Below are 15,527 nucleotides of genomic sequence, written 5' to 3' on the forward strand. Positions count from 1 at the left end.
GGAAGTCCCTGGGGCGCGGACGAGGGGACAGCTGCCCGCCCCGGTGAGCGGGGCGGGAACCGGCGTCCTCATGCGGGCAGCCAGCGCTGGACGCAGGCGATCAGGTCCTGGGTGTCGACGGGCTTGGTGACGTAGTCGCTGGCACCCGAGGCGAGGGACTTCTCCCGGTCCCCGGGCATGGCCTTCGCGGTCACGGCGATGATCGGCAGATCGGCGTACGGCGCCATCTTGCGGATCTCGGCCGTGGCCGTGTATCCGTCCATCTCCGGCATCATCACGTCCATCAGCACCAGGGCGATGTCCGGGTGGTTGATCAGCGTCTCGATGCCCTTGCGGCCGTTGTCGGCGTGCAGCACCCGGAACCCGTGGAGTTCCAGGATCCCGCTGAGCGCGAACAGGTTGCGCGCGTCGTCGTCGACGACCAGCACGGTCTGCCCGGGCGCGGCGTCCGGCGACTGCTGCGTCAGCTGGTGCGGTTCCTCCGCGCGGACCAGGGTCAGCACGTCTCCGGGCTCCTCGGCCGACAGGTGCAGCGCGATGCGCTCCCGCAGTTCGTCGAGGCTGGAGAGGAACTCCAGCGACCCGCCGTCGGAGCCGGACTTCAGGGACTCCTCCAGGGCCAGGTCGGCGCGGTGCCCGCTGTGCACCAGCACCGGGACGCTCGCCAGCGCCGAGTCGCCCTGCAGGGCCCGCAGGAAGCGGGACGCCTCACCGTCCGGCATGCCCAGTTCCAGGACCACGCAGTGGCAGGGCTCGGCGGCCAGGGCGCCCGCGGCCTCGTTGGCGCCGACGGCGGTGATGATGTCGATCGAGGCCGCGGCGCCCTGGTCGGCGCGGCCGTGTGTCACGTCCGCGACCACGCTCTCGGCGACGAGGGTCAGCAGGCCGCGGGGACGCTCCTCCACGACCAGCAGCCGGCGCGGACGCTGCGCCGAGGAGGACAGCACGGTGCCGATGAGGGGCTGCGGCGTGCTCCTGCCCTCGTCGGGCAGGGCGGCGGGCGCCCGCTCCAGGGACCGGCCGGCGTTCAGCAGGTCCTCGAAGTCGGGGCGGGCGACCGGCAGGAAGAGCGTGAAGGTGCTGCCCTGGCCCGGAGTGCTGTCCACCGTGACGGCGCCGCCGAGCAGATGGGCGATCTCCCGGGTGATGGACAGGCCGAGACCGGTGCCGCCGTACTTGCGGCTCGTCGTGCCGTCCGCCTGCTGGAAGGCGCCGAAGATCGTCTCCAGTTGCTGCTCGGGAATGCCGATGCCGGTGTCCTGCACCCGGAAGGCCACGATCGTGCCGCCCCGCAGGACACCCCGGGGCACCTCGTCGTCGGCGGCCGGTTCGACCCGCAGTTCCACACTGCCCTGCTCGGTGAACTTCACCGCGTTGGACAGCAGGTTGCGCAGGACCTGGCGCAGCCGCGAGTCGTCGGTGAGCAGGTCGCCCGGTGCGCCGGGCGCGGTGGTCACGGTGAAGTCCAGGCTCTTCTGCGTCGTCATCGGCCGGAAGGTGGCCTCGACGTACTCGATGAGCTGCCGCAGCGGCACCCGCTCCGGCGTGACGTCCATCTTGCCGGCCTCGACCTTCGACAGGTCCAGGATGTCGTTGATCAGCTGGAGCAGGTCGGAGCCGGCCGAGTGGATGATGCCCGCGTACTCGACCTGCTTGGGGGACAGGTTGCGCGAGGGGTTCTGGGCGAGCAGCTGCGCGAGGATGAGCAGGCTGTTGAGCGGCGTGCGCAGCTCGTGGCTCATGTTCGCGAGGAACTCCGACTTGTACTTCGAGGCCAGCGACAACTGCTGGGCGCGGGCCTCCAGTTCCTGACGGGCCTGCTCGATCTGCAGGTTCTTCGCCTCGATGTCGCGGTTCTGCGCCACCAACAGCGATGCCTTCTCCTCCAGTTCGGCGTTGGAGTGCTGCAGCTCCTCCTGCTGCGACTGCAACTCGGCGGAACGCGCCTGGAGTTCGGCGGTCAGGCGCTGCGACTCGTCCAGCAGCTCGTCGGTCCTGGCGTTGGCCACGATGGTGTTGACGTTGACGCCGATGGTCTCCATCAGCTGCTCCAGGAAGTCCTGGTGCGTCTGGGTGAAGGCGGTGACCGACGCCAGCTCGATGACACCGAGGACCTGGCCCTCGACCACGATGGGCAGCAGCACGAGCGCGGTCGGCACCACATGGCCGAGGCCCGAGGAGATGGTCACGTAGTCGGCCGGCAGTTCGTCGACGGTGATGATGCGCCGGCTGCGCGCCGCCTGGCCGACCAGGGTGCGGCCGAAGGGGATGCGGGTGGGCCGGGTGTCGTCGTCGGGATAGCCGTAGGAGCCGACGAGCCGCAGTTCGGGGCGGCCGGCGCCGTCCTCGGCGAGGTAGAAGGCGCCGTACTGGGCCGACACCAGGGGGACGAGCTCGTCCATGATCAGCTCGGCGACCACGGGCAGGTCGCGGTGGCCCTGCATCAGGCTGGAGATCCGGGCCAGGTTCGTCTTGAGCCAGTCCTGCTCCTGGTTGGCCCGGGTGGTCTCGCGCAGGGACCCCACCATGGAGTTGATGTTGTCCTTGAGCTCGGCGACCTCGCCGGACGCCTCCACGGTGATCGAGCGGGTCAGGTCGCCCTCGGCGACGGCGCTGGCCACCTCGGCGATCGCGCGCACCTGCCGGGTCAGGTTGCCGGCGAGTTCGTTGACGTTCTCGGTCAGGCGCTTCCAGGTGCCCGAGACGCCCTCGACCTCGGCCTGTCCGCCGAGGCGCCCCTCGGTGCCGACCTCGCGGGCGACGCGGGTGACCTCGTCGGCGAAGGCGGACAGCTGGTCGACCATCGTGTTGATCGTCGTCTTCAGTTCGAGGATCTCGCCGCGGGCGTCGACGTCGATCTTCTTCGACAGGTCGCCCTTGGCCACGGCGGTGGTCACCAGCGCGATGTTGCGCACCTGGCCGGTGAGGTTGTTCGCCATGGAGTTGACGTTGTCGGTGAGGTCCTTCCAGGTGCCCGCCACGTTGGGCACGTGGGCCTGTCCGCCGAGGCGCCCCTCGGTGCCGACCTCGCGGGCGACGCGGGTGACCTCGTCGGCGAACGCGGAGAGCGTGTCGACCATGGTGTTGATGACGTCCGCCAGGGCCGCGACCTCGCCCTTGGCCTCGACCGTGATCTTCTGCGAGAGGTCGCCCCGGGCCACCGCGGTGGCGACCTGGGCGATGGAACGCACCTGACCGGTCAGGTTGGACGCCATCACGTTGACGTTGTCCGTGAGGTCCTTCCAGGTGCCGGAGACGCCCCGGACCTGGGCCTGTCCGCCGAGGTTGCCCGCGGTGCCGACCTCGCGGGCGACGCGGGTGACCTCGTCGGCGAAGGCGGAGAGCTGGTCCACCATCGTGTTCAGGGTGTTCTTGAGCTCGAGGATCTCGCCGCGGGCGTCGACGGTGATCTTCTGGGAGAGGTCGCCCTCCGCGACCGCGGTCGCCACCTGGGCGATCTTGCGGACCTGGGAGGTGAGGTTGCCCGCCATGAAGTTCACCGAGTCGGTGAGGTCGCGCCAGGTGCCCTTGACGCCCTTGACGTCGGCCTGTCCGCCGAGGCGCCCCTCGGTGCCGACCTCGCGGGCGACGCGGGTGACCTCGTCGGCGAAGGCGGAGAGCTGGTCCACCATCGTGTTGATGGTGTTCTTGAGTTCCAGGATCTCGCCGCGGGCGTCCACGGTGATCTTCTGGGAGAGGTCGCCCTGGGCGACGGCCGTGGTCACCTGGGCGATGTTGCGGACCTGGCCCGTCAGGTTGCCCGCCATCCCGTTCACGGAGTCGGTGAGGTCGCGCCAGACACCGGCGACACCCGGCACCTGTGCCTGTCCGCCGAGCTGCCCCTCGCTGCCGACCTCGCGGGCGACGCGGGTGACCTCGTCGGCGAAGGCGGACAGCTGGTCGACCATCGTGTTGACGGTCTCCTTCAGCTGGAGGATCTCGCCCCGGGCCGGGACGTCGATCTTCTGCGAGAGGTCGCCCTTGGCCACGGCGGTGGTCACCAGCGCGATGTTGCGCACCTGGCCGGTGAGGTTGTTCGCCATGGCGTTGACGGAGTCGGTGAGGTCGGCCCAGGTGCCGGAGACCCCCGGGACCTCCGCCTGTCCGCCGAGGGTCCCCTCGGTGCCCACCTCGCGGGCCACGCGGGTGACCTCGGAGGTGAACACGGACAGCTGGTCGACCATGCCGTTGAACACTTTGCCGATGTCGCCCATGAGGCCGTCGGCGTCGTCCGGGAGCCGTGTGCCGAAGTCCCCGTCGCGTACGGCCGTCAGTCCCGCCAGGAGCCGCCTGAGCTCCTGGTCCCCAGGGACCGCATCGGTGACCTCGGTGGTGTTGCTGGCCATGCGCACCCTCGTTCCGCTCCCCAGGAGTCCCCTGGCGAGGACTCGGAACCCCGCGGGGCCCCTGACCGGCCCCGCAAGCCGTGTATGCATTTCCGCAGTTCACGGATCTGCGCGATGAGAAATACGCCGCAGGCTAACCCACCCGGCGCACCACCGACAAAGCCTCGCACCGACTCACAGGTTCCGTCGCCCCACCCGCCGCGGATCGTGCATGGTGTCGGGAGAGCGGGGTACCCGGCGTCGTTTTCCCTCCATGGTGGTGGGCTGTGGCGGCGACCGGAAGGAAACGCTGCGCGGACCGGGCGCGGTGTGGCGGAGAAACGCTCCGAGTGCGACCGCGGGAGTCGGGTAATCGGGCTGTGGAGCACCAGGGGCGCGCACGGTCCGCCCCGGGCTCATGGTCGTCACCCGACCGGGGAGAAGGGAGCAGTGTGACCACTGACGGAATCTGGTCCTACGCGCCGGAGAGCGCCCACGCCGAGGGGCTGGACCTCTCGGGCTTCACCGTGACGGCGTCCGACGGCGTCATCGGGCACGTGGACCGGCAGGCCGACCACTTCGGCATGCGGCACCTCGTCGTCGACACCGGCGTGTGGATCTTCGGCCGGAGCGTGCTGGTCCCGGTCGGTGTCGTCACCGGCGTCGACGCCGAGAACGCGACGATCACCGTGGCCTGCACCAGGGCGGAGGTGAAGGCGGCCCCCCGCTTCCACACCGACAGCGAGACCATGGATCCCGCCTACCTGTCCGGCGTCGGCGACTACTACCGTCGGCTGCCGCCGCGCGAGACGACCACCGCGTGACCCGGGACGGGGGACCGCTCCACGCGAGCGGGGAAGGCAGCGCGCGGTGAGAGCAACCGGCCCGACCGCCGAGGTCGTCGCCGACGGCCCCGGCGCCGGGGCGGCGGCGCCGCCGGCGGTGACGCCCGGGTGAAGGGCCCCGACCACGTCCCGGACCGGGCGGCGACGGCGGCCCGTGTGACGACGTCGGCGACGGCCCGCGCGCGGGCCCGCACCCTGGTGCGCGAGCAGTGGGAATCCTCCTCCCGCACGGCGCGCGAGGAGGACGCCATCGACCTGCTCCTCGTCGTCTCGGAACTGGTCGCGAACGCCATCCGGCACGGGAACGGGCCGGCCGGCTTCGACATCTCGCTCACCCCCGAGGGCGTTCGGCCGGCCGTCGGCGACAACAGCGCTGTCGTCCCGCCGGAGGCCCACGGTTGCGGCGTCCTGCCCAGCGGCCACCACGGCAGCGGCTACGGCCGGTCGCTGATCATCCGACTGGCCCGCGAGATCACCATCGGCACGCACGCGGGGACCGGCAGGACGATCCGCGTCACCGTGCCCCTGCGCGAGGTCCCGGAACGCCCTGAGGACACGGGACGACGGACCTGACGGTCCCGCCGGTCCCGGCACGCCCGGGACCCGCCGGAACGCGCTCACCAGGGCAGGAAGACATGGATGTCCTTGCCGGTCTCGTCCGGGACCACGCTGACCTGGTCGCAGAGGGTGTGGATCAGGTGCCAGCCGATCCCGCCACCGCCCCGGCTGGGGTGGAAGGGGCGCGGCGCCGGCGGAGTGGTGTTGGTGTCGCGCATCGTGACGTGCACGCCGTCGAAGGTGCGGCGCATGCGCAGTTCGAAGGGTCCCGGGGCGTACTGCACCGCGTTGGCGGCCAGCTCCGTGACCACCAGGAGTATGTCGTCCCAGTACTCGGGTGCTGCCGGCGGCGAGGCCCGCGAGAGATCGTGGAGAAACTTCTCCGCCTCAAGGCGTGCGCCCGTCACATTGCGCAGCTCACCCGCGAAGCGCGAGGTGCGCATGGAGATCTCCTCAGCAGCCAGTGTGTCGTCCCAATGCGGCTCGGTCGTCATCGTGCCTTCCTCGGCCCCGCCGTCTGCGGGGCTGGTCGTCCTCTCTCCGATGTCGTTCGGTTGACAAGTTCCCAAGCCCGCAGAGCCTACGCGCCCGGCTTGACCTGACCTCGCGAGTGGGGCTCGCCACAGAGGCGCCGGTCCCGGCACGGGACGGGCGTGATGCCGTACACCCGGGGCCGCCGTACCTCCGCGACGGCCGTGCCTCCGCGACGCCGGCTGCCTCAGGCGACCGTCCGCTCGGCGCACACCGTGTCGTGGGCGGTCCCGTGCGACTGCCAGCCGTGCAGGCAGCACGCGTCGTCCAGTTCCCGCCAGCCCCGCTCCACCTCGCCCGCGAGGCTGCCCGCGCCGCGGCAGTCGGGGTGATGGGCGAGGCCGTCGGAGCTCTCCCAGAACCGGCAGCACGGCTCGGGTGCCGGCAGCGGTGAGCGCCGGCCCGATGTGGCGCGCTGACGCTCCGTCAACACCTGTGCCCGCACGCGCCGTCGACGCACCGTCGCGGTCCCGAGGGCGAGCGCGCCCACAGTGAGGAGGGCGGCCGGAGCCCACAGCCGCCCGCCGGCGCACCACACGCTGCCGGCGCCGGCCAGCAGCGCTCCCGCTGAACGGTCAGGTCTGCCACTGCGGTGGTCGGTCATGGGCGGGCGGTTCCCCTCGTACGGTCGTGTCGTTCTCTCACTCCGCATGTGACGAACCGGCCGAAGTAAACCTCGCGGGGAAGGGGCGGCTCAGCCGACGGCCGTCCAGGCGGCGCCGCCGTTGACGGCCATGAGGACGACGAGGACCACTATGTCCGCGATGCCCAGGCCCAGGCCGAGCAGGGCCCGGAAACGCCGCGGGGTGTTCCTGCGCAGGGCCATCACGGCCAGAACGATCGCGATGGGCCCCAGGACGATGTTCATGACGAGGAGGCCGACCAGGCCGAGGACGAAGGACGCCACGGCCATGCCCTCCGTGTCCCGCCGGCCTGTGCGCGCTCGCGGTGGTGCGGTGAACCGCATGAGTCAGCTCCTTCCCGCCGCGCTCCGCCGCCGGCGCTCCCGGACGGTGAAGACGGACAGCCAGACGACGATCACCACGCTGAGGGCCAGCGTGAGGGGCCAGGGCAGATAGGCCACCGAACCGAGGACGAAGGCCAGCAGGATCACTGCCACGATGAGGAAGAGCACCGCTCACCTCCCGTCTCGAACAGGCCCGGCCACCAACGGAATTCGCTACTTCGCACCATGCGGCTACTGGTTTCCCGTGCCGCGGAAGTCACTCCCCGCCGCGGCAGGGTGTCCGAGACGCAACGAGACGCAACCGTCACGGCCGTGCGGCGCCGTTCCTCGACAACACCCGGGAATGCGGGGCGTATTGGCGGGCATCCGAACGACGGGAAAGGCGAAACGCGCTCCCGGGCCAAGCGTTCGGGAATCCAACCACCCCACAACGGGAGAATGTGATGACGAGTTACGGCAGTTCCTCTGCCGCGTCTTCCAGGTCGCGCACCAATGGTCTGGCCATCGCGAGCCTCATCTGCGGAATCATCGGCGTGTTCTTGCTGAACGTGATTCTCGGACCGATAGCGATCGTGCTCGGCGTCGTCGGAATGCGGCAGGCGCCGGCCAAGGGCGGGGCCGGAATGGCCAAGGCCGGTGTCGTGCTCGGCATCGTCGACCTGGTCCTCTTCGGCATCCTGCTCGCCGTGTCCGCGGCGAACGGCGGCTTTACCTGGTACGTGGGTGGCTGATCCGGGAGTCCGCGCGGGAAACGCGACAACCGAAGGGCGTTCGCCGGAGACCATCCGGCGGGCGCCCTTCGGCGTGTTCGCCAACGCCATGTCGGCGCAGCCGAGTTGTCAGCGGAACACGTTGTCCGAGTCGTCCCAGCTCGACAGTTCGTCCTGCCCGTTCTGTGCGGTCTGCCGCGGTGGCCGGGCACGCGCCTGGTACATCGCGTCGATCTCCAGGGCGTAGTGCCGCACGATCGCGTCCCGGCGCAGCTTCATCGAGGGCGTCAGCAGACCGTTGGCCAGATCGAACGGCTCGGGAAGCACCCGGAAGACCCGGATGGACTCCGAGCGGGACACGGCGCTGTTGGCGGCCGCGACAGCCCGCGCGAGCTCCTCCCGCAGCGCGTTCTCCTCCCGCGCCTCCCGCACCTGCGCGTCGCTCTGCATGGCCAGCGACCCCCGCCAGTGCGCCAGGTACTCCGGGTCCAGGGTGATCAGCGCGCCCACGCAGGGCCGGTTGTCGCCCACCACGACCGCCTGGTGCACCAGCGGATGCATCCGCAGCCGCTGCTCCAGCGAGGAGGGGGCGACGCTCTTCCCGCTGCTGGTGATGATGATGTCCTTCTTGCGGCCGGTGATCGTCAGATACCCCTCGGAGTCCAGCCGTCCGATGTCGCCGGTGGCCAGCCAGCCGCCGCGCAGCGCCGCCCGCGTCCCGGCGTCGTCGTTGATGTAGCCCTGGAACACCGACGGTCCGCGCACCAGGATCTCCCCGTCGTCGGCCACCCGCACGCCCGTGCCGGGCAGCGCCTGCCCGACGGTCCCGGACTTCTCCCGGCCCAGGGGCTGCATGGTGATCCCGCCGCTGGTCTCCGTCAGCCCGTACCCGTCGTGCACGTAGAGGCCGATGCCCTCGTAGAACAGGGAGAGATCACGGTTCAGGGGCGAGCCGCCGGAGGTGGCGCGGCGGGCCCGGCCGCCGAACACGGCGCGCAGCCTGCGGTACACCGTCCGCTCGTACAGCGCGTGCTGCAGCCGCAGGTCGAGGCCGGGGCCGGACCCCTCGCCCAGCCGCTGCCGCTCGTTGGCCGCGGCGAAGTCCCGGGCGGTGCCGGCCGCCCGCTCGAACAGGGCGCCGCGGCCGGACTGCTGGGACGCCCGCAGGAAGTTCTTGTAGATCTTCTCGAAAACCGAGGGGACGGCGTAGAAGTAGGTGGGTCTGAAGCTCTGGAGAGCCGAGGCGAGCGCCGCCTCGCTCAGGTCGGGCTCGTGCGCCATGAGCAGGCCACCGCGTATGCACAGGGCCTGGATCATGAGGCCGTACACATGGGAGAAGGGCAGGAAGGCGAGGACCGCGCCCTGTTCGCCGGGCGGCGCCGCCGTGTGGCCCCAGCCCGCCAGCAGGGTGTCGCAGGGGCTCGCCAGGCCGCGGTGGCTCAGCGCGCACCCCAGCGGATGACCGGACGTCCCGGAGGTGTAGGCGACGACCGCGGTGGAGTCCGGCAGCACGATACGGCGCAGCGAGTCGACCGTGGTCTGCGGGATGAACGTGCCCTTGCGCACGAGCTGTTCCAGCGCCCCGGCGTCCAGCTGCCAGACGTGCCGCAGCCGCGGCAGCGCCGCGCACACCGAGCCGACGGTCATGACGGACTGCTCGTCCTCGACGACCACGGCCACGCACGCGGCGTCCCGCAGGATCCACTCGACCTGCTCACGTGAGGCCGTCGGATACACCGGCACGACCTCGGCGCCCACCGACCACAGGGCGTAGCACAGCGCCGTCCACTCGTAGCGGGTGCGTGCCATGATCGCCACGCGGCTGCCCGGGGCGATCCCGGACGCGATCATGCCCTTGGCGAGGTCCACCACCTCGTCCCGCAGCTCCACGGCCGTCACCTCCTGCCAGGCCGCGCCGGAGCCCTCGGGGCGGCGGGCGAGCAGGGGGCGGGTGGGGTACAGGGCGGCCGTCTCGAAGAGGCTGTCGGCGAGCCCTCCGGTCAGGGGCGAGGCGGTCGGGGGAGCGAGGGCGAAGTCGCGCATGCGCTGCTCCTGATGAGTACGGGGTGTGACATCTCCGACGAGTACGGTCATCGGCGCTGCGAATCTAGCCCAGGCGGGACCGGTCGGGGCCGGGAACGCAGAATAGTGTCCGGGCCTTGATGATCTCGGCATCTCAGGGGGACCCGGACGGCATGAGCCACGGGAATCCCGATCCCGAGCCCGAGCGCACCACCGGTCTGGAACCGGGTGGAGGCGTACCGCCGGGGGAGACCCCGCCGGCGGAGAGCAGCATGCCCGGGGCGGGTCCCCGCGAGACGCACAACCCCACCAAGGGCTGGGCCAAGGCGCCGCTGACCCTCATCCTGGGCCTGGCCGTACTGATCGCCGCGTTCTTCCTGGCGTACGCCCTCGTGCTGCTGCTGTGACGCGGGCGCGGCGCCCCGTTCTCACTCCTGGGTCCGGCGCGCGCACTCGGTGACGACGTCGTGCAGACTCCCGGTGCGCTCCAGCAGTTCCCGCTGCACCCGGGCGCCGTTGCCGTGCCGCAGCAGGCCGGCGACCGTGTCCTCGGCGCGGTCGAGGTCCCCGCTGTCGGTGAGGGCCTGCCCGACGTGCTCCAGCAGGGACCGGACCACCGACTCGGCCGGCATGCGCCGCATGGTCGCGGGGTGCAGCAGTTCCCCGGTCAGCCCGGAGCGGGCGGCCCGCCAGGCGGACAGCCGCAGCAGGCTCACACTGTGCGGCGCGGGATCGGTGCCGGCCCGCCACTCGCGCGCGGCCGTCTCCACGAGCCCCCGCGCGAGGGTGGCGACCAGCACGGCGGTGTCCGAGTGCAGACAGACGTCCGAGACCCGCAGCTCCACCGTCGGGTAGGTGCGGGAGAGCCGGGCGTCGAAGTAGATCATCCCCTCGTCGAGGAGCACTCCGGTGGCCACCATGTCCGCGACGCGCCGGTGGTAGCGCTCGGCGGAGCCGAAGGGCTCGGTGGGACCGGCGGAGGGCCACCGCTGCCACACCCGGCTGCGGTAGCTGCTGTAACTGGTGTCCTTGCCCTGCCAGTACGGCGAGTTGGCGCTCAGCGCGGTCAGCACGGGCAGCCAGGGCGCGATCCGGTCCAGGACGGCTACGCCCTCCTCGTCGGACTCGACCGACACATGGACATGGCACCCGAGGACCATCTGCTCCTGGGTGGCGATGCCGTACTGCTCCGCCATCCACTGGTAGCGGCGGTTGGTGCTGACCGAGGGGCTGACGGGCAGCGGCGAGGACGCGAGCGCGGCGACCGTGCAGCCGATCTCGCCCGCGTGCCGGGCGGCCTCCTTGCGGCAGCGCACGATCTCCGCCCGCAGTTCGGCCATGCCCGACTGCGGGTGGGTCGCGAACTCCAGCATCTGGTTGTGCAGTTCCTTCTCGAAGACACCCTGCTCCGCGTCGTCCAGCTCGGCGCGGGCCAGGACGGCGGCGGACCGCGCCTGTGGCTCGCCGGTCTCCGGGTCGACCAGGAGGAGTTCCTCCTCCACTCCGACGGTGCGCACGTGACTACAGCCCTTCTGTGACCCCGCCTGTCGCGGCGGGTACGGCCAGGTCGTACGTCCCCGAATGCCCCTCGCGGGACGTTCGGAACCTGGCACCGCCGCCGGGCTTCACGAAGGCGGGCGCGTACCGGCCGGTGTCAGCCAGACCGTGGCCAGCGGCGGCAGGGTGAGCCGCAGCCGTCCCTCCTCGTCGGTGACGGGGCCGGGGAGGGTGACGCCGCTGCCGCCGTAGCGGACCGCGTCGGTGTTGAGGGCCTCCTGCCAGACCGGGACGCCGCCGGGCACATGCAGGTCGTAGTCGTGCCGGACGACGGGGGAGAGGTTGGAGACCGAGAGCAGCGGGTTGCCGTCCGTGTCGTAGCGCAGGAACGCGAAGACGTTGTCCTCCGCCGCGTCGCCCACGACCCAGCGGAAGCCACCCGGGTCGGTGTCGCGCTGCCACAGCGCCGGGGCGCCCCGGTAGACGGTGTTGAGGTCGCGCACCAGGTCGCGGACCCCGCGATGGTCCGGTTCCGCCTCGTAGGCCGGGTCGAGCAGCCACCAGTCCGGGCCGTGCGCCTCGGACCACTCGGCACCCTGGGCGAACTCCTGGCCCATGAACAGCAGTTGCTTGCCGGGGTGGGCCCACATGTAGCCGAGGTAGGCGCGGTGGTTGGCACGTCGCTGCCACCAGTCGCCCGGCATCTTCGACACCAGTGCCTGCTTGCCGTGCACGACCTCGTCGTGGGAGATCGGCAGGACGTAGTTCTCGCTGTAGGCGTACACCATCGAGAAGGTCATCTCGTTGTGGTGGTACTTGCGGTGCACCGGCTCCTTCTGGATGTACTCCAGCGAGTCGTGCATCCAGCCCATGTTCCACTTCAGCCCGAAACCGAGGCCGCCGCTGTCCGTGGGCCGGGTCACCCCGTCCCAGGCGGTGGACTCCTCCGCGATCGTCACGACACCGGGCGCCCGCCGGTACACGGTGGCGTTCATCTCCTGGAGGAACGCCACCGCGGCCAGGTCCTCACGCCCCCCGAACACGTTGGGCGACCACTGCCCGGAGTCGCGCGAGTAGTCGAGGTAGAGCATGGAGGCGACGGCGTCCACCCGCAGGCCGTCGATGTGGAACTCCTCGCACCAGTACACGGCGTTGGCGACGAGGAAGTTGCGCACCTCGGTGCGACCGAGGTCGAACTCGTAGGTGCCCCAGTCCGGGTGCTCGGCGCGGCGGGAGTCGCCGGGTTCGTACAGCGGTTCGCCGTCGAACCGGGCGAGCGCCCAGTCGTCCTTCGGGAAGTGGGCGGGCACCCAGTCCATGATCACGCCGATGCCGGCGCGGTGCAGGGCGTCGACGAGGTACTTGAAGTCGTCGGGGTCTCCGAGGCGTGCGGTGGGGGCGTAGAACCCGGTGACCTGGTAGCCCCAGGACCCGCCGAAGGGGTGCTCCGCGACGGGCATCAGCTCGACGTGGGTGAAGCCCAGGTCCTTGACGTACGGCGGCAGTTCCTCCGCGAGTTCGCGGTAGGTGAGTCCCGGCCGCCAGGTCGGCAGATGCACCTCGTACACCGAGAAGGGGGCCTGGTGGACGGGCACGTCCGCTCGGTGCGCCAGCCACTGCGCGTCGTCCCACTCGTACCGCGACACCGTCACGACGGACGCGGTCGCGGGCGGCACCTCCGTCGCGCGGGCCATCGGGTCGGCCTTCAGGAACCGGCCGCCGTGCCGGGAGGTGATCTCGAACTTGTACCGGGCGCCCTCCCCGACGCCTGGCAGGAACAGCTCCCACACACCCGACGAACCGAGCGACCGCATCGGGAACGCCGTGCCGTCCCAGAAGGTGAAGTCGCCGGCGACCCGGACACCCCGCGCGTTCGGCGCCCACACGGTGAAGCGGGTGCCGGTCACCCCCTGGTGGGTCATCACCTCGGCGCCCAGCGCCTTCCACAGCTCCTCGTGCCGGCCCTCACCGATCAGGTGGAGGTCCAGCTCACCGAGGGCGGGCAGGAAGCGGTACGGGTCGTGCACCTCGTGCTCCCCGCCCGGATACGCCACCCGCAGGGTGTACGACGGCACGGCGTCCAGCGGCAGGACGCCGGTGAACAGGCCGTCCCCCTCGGAGACGAGAGCGCTGGGGATGCCGTCCACGACGACCTCGACCGCGCGGGCCCAGGGACGCAGCGCCCGGAACGCGATCCCGCCGGGCACCGGGTGGGCGCCCAGCAGGGAGTGCGGGTCGTGGTGGGAGCCCGACAACAGCCGTTCACGGTCGGCGGGTTCCAGGGGCGGCGCGCTCCCGCGCGGCCTCGTTCCGGACGGGAGCGGGCCGGAGGGCTCGGGCGGCGAGGTGTCCTCGGGCAGTGACGTGTCACGCAGGGCCACGGGTCAGTCTCCTCTCACGGCGAGACGCTCGATCGCCGCCATGGGTACGGGAAGCCAGTCAGGGCGGTGCCGTGCCTCGTAAAGGACCTCGTACACGGCCCGGTCCGTTTCGTAGGCGCGCAGCAGCCCGTGCTTCTTACGGGGGTCCCAGCCGGCGTGGGCGGCGTAGCCCGCGCAGTACGCCTCCCGGCAGCGGCGCGCCCATTCGGGGCGCCAGGGTCGCCGCTGCCGGGCGGCGTAGTCGAAGGAGCGCAGCATGCCGGCGATGTCCCGCACCGGGGACTGGGCGCTGCGCCGCTCGCTGAGCGGCTTGGACGGTTCGCCCTCGAAGTCGATGACGAACCACTCGCGGCCCGCCCACAGCACCTGGCCGAGGTGCAGGTCGCCGTGGATGCGCTGGGTGGGCGGCCCGGCGTCGCAGCCGGCCAGAGCGCCGAAGGCGGTCCGCAGCCCGGGCACGAACGGCAGCAGCGCCGGCACGCACCGCGCGGCGTCGTCCAGTCTCTCCGTCATCGCGGCCGCCGTGCGCTCCTTGTCACCGTGGGCACCGGACGGGAACGCCGAGGCGAGCGCGAGGTGCACCTCCGCCGTGGCGCGGCCCAGGGCGTGCGCCTGCGGGGTGAAGTCGTCCCCCGTGGCGAGCGCGCCCAGCGCCAGCGCCCAGCCGTCGGAGGCGTTGGGCAGATACCGCTGGAGGACGCCGAGGGTCGCCTCCCGCGGGTGGGCCGTGCGGAACCACGCCACCGGCGCGGGCACCCGCCTGCACCCCTGCGCGGCCAGCGCGACCGGCACCTCCAGGTCGGGATTGACACCGGGCTGGATGCGCCGGAACACCTTCAGGATGAACTCGTCGCCGAACACCAGCGAGGAGTTGGACTGTTCGGCGTCCAGCAGCCTGGGCGCGAGACCGGCCGGCACCGGTACGGACGGATCACACTCGAAGCTCAGCGGACCCACCTCACCCGGATGGCGCAGCCGCTCCAGGAGCAGCTGCGCCGAACGGGGGTCCTGGAGCGCGTCGTAGATCGCCATTCCGGCCAGCGGGCCGTTTGTGGCCCGGCCGACCAGCGCCCGGGACAGGCGCGGCGAGAGGTGCTCCCGCACGCCGAGCAGCAGTTGGTAGCAGTCGCCGGCCGGGCCGCCGTCGGGGCCGGGCACGCCGGTGTGGCCCGCGTGCACCAGCAGGTGCAGACAGCCCGGGTACAGCTCGGTGATCGACAGCAGGCCGAGCTCGGTGACCGGGCGGTCCTTGCCCGCGAACCAGCGCTGCCGCGGCAGCCACTCGCGCAGCAGTCCGCCGAGTGAGGCCATCGGGTCGGCGACGGCCCTGGTCCGCGGGCGAGGCGATGCGGTCTTCTGCATGATGACGGCGTCCTTTCCTCGGCACACGTTCAAGCGCGTCTGCCGATGCGGGCGGCGACCCGGGAGAGCCGGAACCAGTAGAAGCCGTGTCCCGCGAGGGTCAGGAGATAGGGCAGTTCACCGATGGCCGGAAAGCGGACCCCGCCGATGAGTTCGACCGGATGCCGTCCGGCGTAGGCCCGCAGGTCGAGTTCGGTGGGCTGTGCGAACCGGGAGAAGTTGTTGACGCACAGGACCAGGTCGTCCTCGTACTCGCGCAGGAAGGCGAGGACGGCGGGGTTGGAGGAGGGCAGTTCGGTGTAGGAGCCGAGGCCGAAGGCGGTGTTCTG

General features: G+C 71.4%; 14 protein-coding genes. 4 read left to right on the forward strand and 10 right to left on the reverse strand.

The annotated features are described in order from the left end of the window. Positions 1-68: 68 nt before the first annotated feature. Positions 69-4,346, reverse strand: coding sequence for a HAMP domain-containing protein (locus ABZT03_RS22845; RefSeq protein ID WP_356042043.1), 4,278 nt, complete (start codon positions 4,344-4,346; stop codon positions 69-71). A 431-nt stretch (positions 4,347-4,777) separates the two neighbouring features. On the opposite strand from ABZT03_RS22845, the gene ABZT03_RS22850 reads away from it, so the two are divergent. Then, a complete protein-coding gene (locus ABZT03_RS22850) occupies positions 4,778-5,149 on the forward strand; it encodes a PRC-barrel domain containing protein (RefSeq protein WP_356042045.1) in 372 nt (123 codons plus the stop codon). A gap of 129 nt (positions 5,150-5,278) precedes the next feature. Continuing rightward, entirely contained in the window at positions 5,279-5,743 is a 465-nt protein-coding gene (locus ABZT03_RS22855; protein WP_356042047.1) for an ATP-binding protein, read from the forward strand. Positions 5,744-5,787: 44 nt separating this feature from the next. Here the strand turns inward: ABZT03_RS22855 and ABZT03_RS22860 are convergent, their stop codons facing one another. The 4 genes from ABZT03_RS22860 to ABZT03_RS22875 all read right to left on the reverse strand — a co-directional run bounded on the left by ABZT03_RS22860 (position 5,788) and on the right by ABZT03_RS22875 (position 7,394). Beyond that, positions 5,788-6,222: an ATP-binding protein gene (locus tag ABZT03_RS22860; RefSeq protein WP_356042049.1), complete on the reverse strand. Its 435-nt coding sequence runs from the start codon at positions 6,220-6,222 to the stop codon at positions 5,788-5,790. Between the two features lie 224 nt (positions 6,223-6,446). Continuing rightward, positions 6,447-6,863 (reverse strand): hypothetical protein, encoded by a 417-nt coding sequence (locus ABZT03_RS22865; protein ID WP_356042050.1) that lies wholly within the window; start codon positions 6,861-6,863, stop codon positions 6,447-6,449. A 90-nt stretch (positions 6,864-6,953) separates the two neighbouring features. Next, positions 6,954-7,226 carry a DUF4190 domain-containing protein gene (locus ABZT03_RS22870; RefSeq protein WP_356042051.1) on the reverse strand — a complete coding sequence of 91 codons (273 nt, stop codon included), beginning with the start codon at positions 7,224-7,226 and terminating at the stop codon, positions 6,954-6,956. A gap of 3 nt (positions 7,227-7,229) precedes the next feature. Then, on the reverse strand, positions 7,230-7,394 hold the full coding sequence (locus ABZT03_RS22875) for a hypothetical protein (RefSeq protein ID WP_356042053.1): 165 nt from the start codon (positions 7,392-7,394) through the stop codon (positions 7,230-7,232). 275 nt (positions 7,395-7,669) lie between these two features. Between ABZT03_RS22875 and ABZT03_RS22880 the strand changes: the two genes are divergently transcribed. Beyond that, positions 7,670-7,957, forward strand: coding sequence for a DUF4190 domain-containing protein (locus ABZT03_RS22880; RefSeq protein ID WP_356042055.1), 288 nt, complete (start codon positions 7,670-7,672; stop codon positions 7,955-7,957). A gap of 108 nt (positions 7,958-8,065) precedes the next feature. On the opposite strand, the gene ABZT03_RS22885 is transcribed toward ABZT03_RS22880, so the two are convergent. After that, positions 8,066-9,979 carry an AMP-dependent synthetase/ligase gene (locus ABZT03_RS22885; RefSeq protein ID WP_356042057.1) on the reverse strand — a complete coding sequence of 638 codons (1,914 nt, stop codon included), beginning with the start codon at positions 9,977-9,979 and terminating at the stop codon, positions 8,066-8,068. A gap of 152 nt (positions 9,980-10,131) precedes the next feature. Here ABZT03_RS22885 and ABZT03_RS22890 point away from each other — a divergent pair, with 152 nt between their 5' ends. Next, positions 10,132-10,365 (forward strand): DUF6480 family protein, encoded by a 234-nt coding sequence (locus tag ABZT03_RS22890; RefSeq protein ID WP_356042059.1) that lies wholly within the window; start codon positions 10,132-10,134, stop codon positions 10,363-10,365. Between the two features lie 21 nt (positions 10,366-10,386). Here the strand turns inward: ABZT03_RS22890 and ABZT03_RS22895 are convergent, their stop codons facing one another. The 4 genes from ABZT03_RS22895 to ABZT03_RS22910 form a co-directional block, all read right to left on the reverse strand. Beyond that, the gene (locus ABZT03_RS22895) at positions 10,387-11,475 is read right to left on the reverse strand and encodes a glutamate--cysteine ligase (RefSeq protein WP_356042061.1); all 1,089 of its coding nucleotides are present in this window, start codon (positions 11,473-11,475) and stop codon (positions 10,387-10,389) included. Positions 11,476-11,583: 108 nt separating this feature from the next. Next, positions 11,584-13,836, reverse strand: coding sequence for a 1,4-alpha-glucan branching enzyme (glgB, locus tag ABZT03_RS22900; RefSeq protein ID WP_356042063.1), 2,253 nt, complete (start codon positions 13,834-13,836; stop codon positions 11,584-11,586). A 3-nt stretch (positions 13,837-13,839) separates the two neighbouring features. Next, positions 13,840-15,198 (reverse strand): phosphotransferase, encoded by a 1,359-nt coding sequence (locus ABZT03_RS22905; RefSeq protein WP_356042064.1) that lies wholly within the window; start codon positions 15,196-15,198, stop codon positions 13,840-13,842. Between the two features lie 29 nt (positions 15,199-15,227). Beyond that, on the reverse strand, positions 15,228-15,527 hold a 300-nt coding region (locus ABZT03_RS22910; RefSeq protein WP_356042065.1), incomplete at its 5' end, for an alpha-glucosidase C-terminal domain-containing protein.

This window comes from Streptomyces sp. NPDC005574 (assembly GCF_040605435.1).
Lineage (GTDB): Bacteria > Actinomycetota > Actinomycetes > Streptomycetales > Streptomycetaceae > Streptomyces.

Excerpts from the sequence above, each read along its gene's own strand:
- ABZT03_RS22845 (WP_356042043.1), bottom strand. The coding sequence starts at position 4,346 with ATGGCCAGCAACACCACCGAGGTCACCGATGCGGTCCCTGGGGACCAG.
- ABZT03_RS22860 (WP_356042049.1), bottom strand. The coding sequence starts at position 6,222 with ATGACGACCGAGCCGCATTGGGACGACACACTGGCTGCTGAGGAGATC.
- ABZT03_RS22865 (WP_356042050.1), bottom strand. The coding sequence starts at position 6,863 with ATGACCGACCACCGCAGTGGCAGACCTGACCGTTCAGCGGGAGCGCTG.
- ABZT03_RS22870 (WP_356042051.1), bottom strand. The coding sequence starts at position 7,226 with ATGCGGTTCACCGCACCACCGCGAGCGCGCACAGGCCGGCGGGACACG.
- ABZT03_RS22880 (WP_356042055.1), top strand. The coding sequence starts at position 7,670 with ATGACGAGTTACGGCAGTTCCTCTGCCGCGTCTTCCAGGTCGCGCACC.
- ABZT03_RS22885 (WP_356042057.1), bottom strand. The coding sequence starts at position 9,979 with ATGCGCGACTTCGCCCTCGCTCCCCCGACCGCCTCGCCCCTGACCGGA.
- ABZT03_RS22890 (WP_356042059.1), top strand. The coding sequence starts at position 10,132 with ATGAGCCACGGGAATCCCGATCCCGAGCCCGAGCGCACCACCGGTCTG.
- ABZT03_RS22905 (WP_356042064.1), bottom strand. The coding sequence starts at position 15,198 with ATGCAGAAGACCGCATCGCCTCGCCCGCGGACCAGGGCCGTCGCCGAC.